Raw genomic sequence first — 8,395 nt, forward strand, 5'->3', positions numbered from 1 at the left:
CCACCTCGTAGAAGAACACGTCGCAGTAGAAAGCTGGCATTTCGGCCGCATAAAGAGCTGTGATCGCCTTCGCGAAGTCCTCTTTATCTTGGTCGGTGTAGGCCCCAGCGGGGGTGTGGATTCTCCACGGCATGACATTCTCCTCATTGTTGTGAGACGGGTGCTCACACGTATAAAGACCACACCCAAAGCCCTTTACCGGCCTCGTCAGGCAGGTGCTGAGGCCACCTTCTGTGCTAGGTGCTCGAGGAACCATTCGCGTGCCGCGGCCGACGAGAGCTCAAAGGGGTGACCAGTGTAAGCGTCGAAGTGGCCGCCGGGGATCGAGACGAGTCGCTTGGGCTCGGCCGCGGTCTCGAACGCCTCTTTCGCCCACTCAGCGGGCGTCACGATGTTGTCCTCTTCGGCAACCACCATAAGTAGCGGGGTGGGAGCGACGAACTTGAGGAACTGTCCTGGCTCGTAGTTCAGCTCCAACGAGCGCATCGTCACCTCGTTGCGCCACGCTGTCCCCTCATAAGGAGAGAAGAATTCGTAGGCATCGGGTGTCGGCAGCGCTGCGGGCTGCGTGGGGTCCGCGGTGACCACCGCGATCATCGCCGGCGCCTCCCCTCTAGCTCGCGCAAGCCGATCGGCTTCCTGTCCGTCCCATACTGACTGCCAGAACTCTTTGGGCACGCCCGCTTCGAATGTGCGCCGCATAGAGACCCCGGGCACTTGCCCGCACACGGCCTTCACGCGGCGGTCGATTGCCGCGACTACAAACGCGTTACCGGCCGAGTAACTTGAACCCCACACCCCGATGCGCGACGCATCGACATCTGACCGGCCCTGCGCGTAGGTGATCGCGTGCTGGCAATCGTGAATCTGGTCCCACGGGTCCAGCTCCTGCCGCGGCTTGCCCGGAGCCGTGTCCGAGGCGCCAAAACCGCGATGGTCATAGAGCACGCAAGCGAACCCCGCGGCAGTAAACGCCTCTGCGAAGGGTTCGAGACCCATTTCTTTGGTACAGGAAAATCCGTGCGTCAAGATGATGCACGGCAGTTCCTCGGGTGCACTATCAGGTTTGTAGAACCAGCCGCGCAAGGTCACGCCTTCAGCGTCGAACTCGATATCTTCACGCATGGGATTTTCCTTTGCAAAACGTCAAATGAATGAATGGCAGGTAAACGGGTTTCTGGATGATGGGCTGCTACTGAACGGCGCACCGACGGGACTTGCCAGAAACGCTCGTCTCCTTGAGTGAGGCACGCAGTCCGTGTGGACCCTCAAGTTATGGACTTGCAGCATCACGGGAAGGTGCGCTGCTTGTCACATTCAGCATATGAACGGGTAAGCCGGCGACATAGGTCGAATGCGCCAAACACCGGTACGGAATCGACACGAGTACGGCCGGCGTAACGACTCTCCCCGACTTTGTGGGTCATTCATCGTCTCGCGTTGTAGACGCTCGCCCGCGGAAACCGGCCATACGATTCTGCATGAAGACCGCCCACTGGGCACTAAGGAGAGTGGCGCTGGGACGAGTTGTGTGTCCGACCGGCTGGAACCGCAACCATGCGGGTAAGTCACATCGACTGGCGCCTGTGCTCAAGTACGTCACGCCCGGGCCCCCTACTACGGTGCCGAGGCGTGTCGGGACCGTGGTAGCCGCCAAGTTCGCGGCCGCGGGGCCGCTCTTCCGGTTCTACGTGTGCGGCGTCCTTCTTGTCGCCGGGCCGGGACCGGGTGATGGTGACCTGGTATTTCTGGCAGTACCGGTAAAACTCGTTGTTGATGAAGTGGCTGCCGTGGTGGAATCAAAGCGGACGATGGGGAAGGGGAACATCGCTGTCGTGTGTTGGATCGTCTCAGACACCCATTTCTAGCTTTGAGCACATGTACTGGCGCAACGTCCGCCCGGTTGTGATGTCGCTGATGGTGAGCGCTAAGCAGAACTCGGCCGGGCTGTTCCACCAACGTGACTGGCCAAGCCGATTTCCACGGAACCGAGTGTGGCCTCGTCCGCCCTGGCCCAGGTCCGGATAAGGATCCACGCCGTAAATGGCGACCCGGGCTTGGTGTGGGAGTGCCCGCCCGCGCAGGCTCACCTCTTGCCATTCAGGGCCAGCCTGCGGCCGATCCTAGCGGCAAGTGATACTCCCCGATAGCTGTGCCTGCACATGGGTAATCTTCTGACACTCGGCACGCAGCATCTGGACGAGGTAGGCGGCCGCGGCCGCGAGGAGATTTCCACCCGTCCCCGAAGCGCAGACCAGCACTACCCCTGGGACGACTGAAGATGGTCCGCATAGACAGGCTTTCTTTACTGCGGCGCCGTCCTTGGTCGCGGCGGATGTAGAGCCTGGTGCAGCATGGACCGAGCATAGTCCCGCCGCCAGCCGATCAGACCAACCACCTCCCTGAGGATCCGCCCCAACACGCTCCTGCCCTCGGAACGGTACCGCGGCGCCAGGTGCTTCGCCCCTGCCTGGCGGCGTGGGTCTATGCGGCCACCGCTGGTCGCATAGGAGAAGGATATGCAGCGCTGCACTATAAGCGGGCGGGGACGGTCTATTAGCGAAAGGGGCGCGCGAAAGTATGTGTACCCAGCGCACCGTCTTCCCAAGTGCAGTACCCTCGCCCCTGCCGCAACGCAGGCGGTTGTGCGTCCTTAATGCTAATTGCGACAACGTATTTGTCACCGCCGACCTTTCCCTGAGTCAAACCAAGTCTTGACAATGTGATTAAGGCCACTGTAGAAATGAGTCTGACCTCAGACTCAATTTGAGCTTGAGGCCCTCGATCTAAAATCTCTGGAGGACACGTGACCACCGACGCTCACGCCACTACAACCGGGCCGAAATCGGCATCGGCATCGGCACCATCAATTCGCGCGACGGTGTACGTCGGTAGGTGGCCCGAATTTCCCAGCCTGTTCCCAGGGCCGGAAACCGGAACCTTCCCACCCTGCACGTCCACCATCGTGAGCGGTCCTACCGAAGCAGTACTCATCGATGCGCAATATCTCAAAGAGGACGTCCGGGACCTCGCCGATCTCATCGAACGCACCGGAAAAACACTCACCACGATCTATGTCACCCACGCACATCCGGACCACTATCAAGGGATCGGTCCACTGATGGAAAGGTTCCCCAACGCGAAGTGCATTGCGCTCCCGCACATCGTCGAGGACATGAAGAAGAATCTAGAGACATTCGCCGAACAGTTCGGACAGATGTTCGGCGACAGGGTCGTGACAAGTGACGCCCTTCCCGAGCCGTTCGACGGCGACACCTTTTTTGTTGACGGTTCACCGCTGAAAATCATCGAGATCGAACAGGCCGACATCAGCCCCACAACGATCGTGCACATCCCCGCCATCGACACTGTCGTAACGGGGGACGCGATCTACAACGAAATCCACCCCATGCTCGGGTTGTCCTCGGCGGACGACTGGCCGGAATGGCTCGGAAGCGTCGACGTCGTGGAGAGCCTGAAGCCGCGAAAGATCGTCGCCGGGCACCGCCGGCCCGACGGCGACGACTACGCAGTGGACACGATGATTCAACAAACCCGTTCCTACATCAAGGAATTCTCGTCCGCATACGAGACGGCGAAGGACGCCGAGGACCTCATCGGCATAATGTCGGCGAAGTTCCCGCACCACGGCAACCTGTGGACCCTGGCGTTCTCGGCCCACAGTGCGATCGGGGTTCGAGACGCAGCTGGTGCTCCCTCCGGCCAATAGTCGCTCTACCGGCCCCTCGTCGACGCTCACAGGTTTCATAACTCACTCGAGGGGCATCACGAGATCAGTAGACGAAAACTATCCATGCGCCTTTCATGGACCGTAATCACCACTCGGACGGTGCGGCGCCGCAGCGCACCGCGCCGTCCGGGCCCCGACGCATGAGACTACAAGGCTCCCAGCGAACTGGGGAATCTACAAGGCGTTTGACAACAAACGGTCCGATCCGGAACTAGTGCGACGTTCTCCGAAACGGACCCTGGGCCCGACCTTTCATGCCGGACCGACCGCTGATTTGAAAGGAGCATGCCTGGCCGGTGACACCTGATCGGCGACGGGCAACGGTCCGGTAACGCCGGAATCTGATTGACCAGCAGGAACCGAGCTCCTGCAACCTGTGCCGGGTTGACAGAGCAACCTCGCTGATCGCGGCGTTTCTCGCAAATTCCCGATCTCGAAACGCGGCATCCGCCCGGCCTTCCCGGTAGAGACATCTGTGCCACTCGCCCTTGAGATGCTCGAGAACATACGCTTCTTCACCTCTGTCATCGCGACGTGCTTCACGCGAGCTCGAAGCTGTACACCGCCGACCTGGTCCTGCAAGGAGTCCGTCGCTCGGCGCGTTCATCGGCGCAAAGCCGACCCAACAACGGTGTCCAGCGACGCGCTATCGAGGTTCTGCGCCTGACGATGGCATTTGCAACGTCCTTGTGATGAACGGAAATGGGTTTCAGCACCTATTCACGCCGGCCAATTCACGGGACACCTCCGCAAACCGATCGCAAGCGATCAACAACGTCCCAGAATGGAGAACCAATTGACAAATAAGTCCGATATATCTTATCCACCGACTGTAGACAAAAGAAGCCAGATACGTGGCCTTATTGCCGCTTCGACCGGAACCATCGTGGAATACTACGACTTCACCATATACGCATATCTTGCAGTTGTGGTTGCTCCTTTGTTTTTCCCAGGAGACGACCCCACTGCTTCCCTGCTGGCAAGTCTTGCGGTATTCGCCTCGGCATATCTTATGCGTCCCATCGGTGGAATTTTCTTCGGGAAGGTAGGGGATCGTAGCGGCCGTAAGAGGGTGCTGCTGCTTTCCGTGTTACTCATGGGAGCATCGAGTCTCGTGATGGCGCTTCTCCCGACCTATGACACCGCAGGAATCCTCGCGCCCATAATACTCGTTGCGGCCCGCCTTGCCCAGGGGTTCTCCGCGGGGGGTGAATTGGGCGGGGCAATGACGTACGCCTACGAGATTGCAGGACCGAGACGGAAAGGACTGGCCATGTCAGTCGTCTTTCTTGGCACATTCGGAGGATTTGCACTAGCTGCAATCTGCGTCGGCACTGTGTCGACCGTATTGTCACCCTCGGAGATGACGTCGTGGGGCTGGCGCATCCCGTTCTTGCTGGGCATTCCACTTCTCATTCTCAGCTTGTGGTCAAGAGCCAGAATAGATGACACGCCAGCGTACGTGGAAGAAGTTCGAGACGGCACGGTGAAGAAGTCTCCACTAATGGAGTTGCTCAGGACTCAGTACGCGTCCGTGCTGCGCTCTATCGGGTTCGCAATCCCGTCTAGCGCCTGCATGTACATAGTGCTTACTTACATGGGTATACACCTAGTACGAGAAAATAACCTGGGAACCACGGAAGTGGCTTGGATTTCCGCTGGTGTCATCTCTTTGATTACGATTCTAATGCCTGTATACGGCCTAATAGTGGACCGCTTCGGGGCCTTCCAATGCAATGCTTTCGGTGTTGCTGCATGCATTTTACTCATATTCCCGGTGCTGCACTTCACAGCGACAGGAAATCGGCCGGTTGCGGTCGGTTCTTTTCTGGCTTTTGGTTTGGCAATGGCACTGGTGACAGTTAGTGCCGCAACTGTCATGCCCACACTCTTTGGTCCGAGTACTCGCGTGACCGGGCTCGCCCTGGGAAACAACCTCTCAACCGTTCTAACCGGTGGGACGGCGGCGTATGTGTCCACCTGGCTAATCCGGGAGACAGGCAACCCCATCTCTCCCGGATTGTTCGTCGCTGCAGCATGCACGCTTGGAATCATTGCATTGTTCTCCATGAAGAGGCCGAAAGATGCGCATAGTATTGTGCGCTGAAAGCCACCCGAGAACGTCCGCTGATCGAGTGCTAATGGACATCTGAGCTCGAAGCATGGTGTCTCCGGGTACGTCAAAAACGAAGGAGTTTTAAGCCTGAAGTCATCTTGGGGAATTGCTCCGGAACCTTACGGTTCCGGAGCAATTCCTGATTCTGATCCGGCGACGTGTAACCGCTAAAAGTTCCGCAGAGCCTTTACAAGCGCTGCCGTTGGGTCAGCCCGGCTGATCTTTGGGTTCCTTCAAGCCTCGGTAACGCAGGTCCTACCCATTTACTGCGGACTCGTTCTACGGCATGGCAGTCCTCGTACGGGCGGGACGCGGTAGCATCAGCTTCCTGCTGGTGGGAGGATCCTCGGCGGGAACGAAGAGATCCGCAGCCTGCGTCCTCACCAGACCCCGCTTATCCCCGGGGAGTCGACGTCCCCACCTGCCGAAGTCCAGGAGAATCCGCAGCGACGACACGCAGGCGGCTCTTCCCGGCGCGGACCTCTGGGACCACGAACTATCGGGAGACACAGTCGCCTACACAGGCCCCACCTTTGATGGAAGTCGTGAGAGCGTTCCCCGGCCAGCCGAGCGTCGTGCTGCTGAGGAGACTACAGCCGGTCTCGACGAAACCGGCCTGAGGGACCTCGCCGATCAGCTGGTCCGCTATGCTTTGCCGACGGGGCTGCCAACATCACGCCGGAGCACGTCATCCTGACGGCGCGGCACGTTGCACCGTGAGACGACCGGACCGCCCTCCCTGGTCTGCTGTGAGGTCGAGCGCGACGGACAACAGCGCACCGACTTTCCACCACATTTGATCCGTGACAGGAGATCGGCGCGCTGTCCTTTGTCAGATGCCGGCGCGCTTACTGGCCGCCGCGACGATCGCGTCGATTAGCTCGACGGTCGGCGGACCGTTCTCGGCCGCGTTCGCCGGCTCATCCATGGCACGCCGTCGGACGCCTTCCGCGATGATCGCAATTTTCCACATTCCGAGCACCTCCCAGAAGGTCAGCGCACCGAGCTCGCGACCAGACTCGGCCGCGTAGGTCTCGGCGATCTCCTGCCGCGAGGCGAACCCGTCCAGCGTGGAGGCCTCGAACAGGCCGCTCGGCGGGTCGGCCGGCTCCGGCCAGTAGGCGAGCGTGGACCCCAGGTCAGCCAAGGGGTCCCCCAAGGTCGACAGCTCCCAGTCGAGCGTAGCCCGCACCCCCGCGGTGACCGGGTCGAGGATAACGTTTCGGATATGCAGATCTCCATGGACCACGGCGAGCGAGGTGTCGGCCGGGATGTTGTCCGTCAGCCACGCCGTGAGGCGGTCCAAAGTCGGAAGATCCCGGGTGCGACTGGCATCCCACTGGTGACTCCAACGCTTTAGCTGCCGTTGGGCGTACGGCGAGTGGCTTGCCAGATCGCTCAACCCAACGGCATCGAGATCGACGGCGTGGAGCCGCGCCAGCACCCTGGCCAGCTCGAGACCGATCTGGTGCCGTTGATCGTGCGTCAAGGCCTCAGCAACCGGCATCCGGTCGACCACCAGGCCATCAACGTACTCCACGATCAGTACGGGAGCGTCGCAGACCGCGGAGTCCTCCACCAGTGCGACCACTCTAGGCGTCGGCACCGAAGTCCTGGCGAGTGCCGATAGGATCTTGTGCTCACGTGTGACGTCGTGGGCCGACGCCAGCAGGTTTCCCAATGGCGGTCGGCGGGCGACCCAGTGGCTGCCGTCCTCATCGGTCAGCTCGTAGGTGAGATTGGACTGGCCAAGACCGATCCGCTTCGCCGAGATCTCTCCGGCGACGGTGATGCCCTCCCCCTGGAGGAATACTCTGAGTGCGACCGTGTCCAGCGCGACCGTGCCCACCTCCGCGGTCCCTGACAATTTGTCCTCGGATCCCATATGACGTTCCTCTTCTCTTTGTTGTGGTCAGCGGCGCGGCGCCTCGCACGATCTAGTCAGCGTGCGATGACTGCATCCCGCATTCGCTTGAGCTCAACCCGGGCGATGGTGCGCTTGTGGACCTCGTCGGGTCCGTCCGCGAGCCGGAGCGTGCGCTGGTGCGCATAGAAGCTGGCCAGCGGGAAGTCCTCGGTCACACCGCCCCCACCGTGGACCTGGATAGCGCGGTCGATGATCTTGAGAGCCATCTGAGGACCGGCTACCTTGATCGCAGCGATCTCGACGCGTGCTTTCCGGTTGCCAACGGTGTCCATCAGCCATGCCGTTTTCAGCGTAAGGAGACGGACCATCTCGATCTCAATGCGCGCCTCGGCGATCCAGTCTTGGATGTTTGAGCGGTTGGCGACGGGCTCGCCGAATGTGACCCGGGTCTGGGCGCGCTGAATCATCAGATCCAGCGCACGCTCGGCCATGCCGATTGAGCGCATGCAGTGATGGATCCGACCAGGTCCCAGGCGAGCCTGACCGATCATGAAGCCATCACCCTCTCCCGCGAGCAAGGCCGAGGCGGGAACCTTGACGTCCTCGAAGAGGATCTCGGCGTGCCCCTCACGGTCAATGTAGCCGAAGACCGGCAGACCGC

The 8,395-nt window shown here is 60.5% G+C and carries 7 protein-coding genes; 3 read left to right on the top strand and 4 right to left on the bottom strand.

Annotated features, from left to right (window positions below; all coding sequences use genetic code 11):
• The coding region (locus HP499_RS25580) for a tautomerase family protein (RefSeq protein ID WP_216660103.1) at positions 1-256 on the bottom strand (256 nt) is incomplete at its 3' end.
• On the bottom strand, positions 208-1,125 hold the full coding sequence (locus HP499_RS17085) for an alpha/beta hydrolase (RefSeq protein ID WP_172325407.1): 918 nt from the start codon (positions 1,123-1,125) through the stop codon (positions 208-210). The genes HP499_RS17085 and HP499_RS25580, both read right to left, overlap by 49 nt.
• 356 nt (positions 1,126-1,481) lie before the next feature.
• Between HP499_RS17085 and HP499_RS17090 the strand changes: the two genes are divergently transcribed.
• The 3 genes from HP499_RS17090 (at position 1,482) to HP499_RS17100 (ending at position 5,858) form a co-directional block, all read left to right on the top strand.
• Complete coding sequence (locus HP499_RS17090) at positions 1,482-1,868, top strand: hypothetical protein (protein WP_172325408.1); 387 nt, start codon at positions 1,482-1,484, stop codon at positions 1,866-1,868.
• Between the two features lie 938 nt (positions 1,869-2,806).
• Positions 2,807-3,730: an MBL fold metallo-hydrolase gene (locus tag HP499_RS17095; protein WP_172325409.1), complete on the top strand. Its 924-nt coding sequence runs from the start codon at positions 2,807-2,809 to the stop codon at positions 3,728-3,730.
• Between the two features lie 805 nt (positions 3,731-4,535).
• A complete protein-coding gene (locus tag HP499_RS17100) occupies positions 4,536-5,858 on the top strand; it encodes an MFS transporter (protein WP_172325410.1) in 1,323 nt (440 codons plus the stop codon).
• An 841-nt stretch (positions 5,859-6,699) separates the two neighbouring features.
• Here HP499_RS17100 and HP499_RS17105 read toward each other — a convergent pair.
• Positions 6,700-7,752 carry a phosphotransferase family protein gene (locus HP499_RS17105; protein WP_172325411.1) on the bottom strand — a complete coding sequence of 351 codons (1,053 nt, stop codon included), beginning with the start codon at positions 7,750-7,752 and terminating at the stop codon, positions 6,700-6,702.
• Between the two features lie 56 nt (positions 7,753-7,808).
• On the bottom strand, positions 7,809-8,395 hold a 587-nt coding region (locus HP499_RS17110; RefSeq protein WP_256378451.1), incomplete at its 5' end, for an acyl-CoA dehydrogenase family protein.

The sequence above is a fragment of the Paenarthrobacter sp. CM16 genome, from assembly GCF_013179505.1.
Lineage (GTDB): Bacteria > Actinomycetota > Actinomycetes > Actinomycetales > Micrococcaceae > Arthrobacter.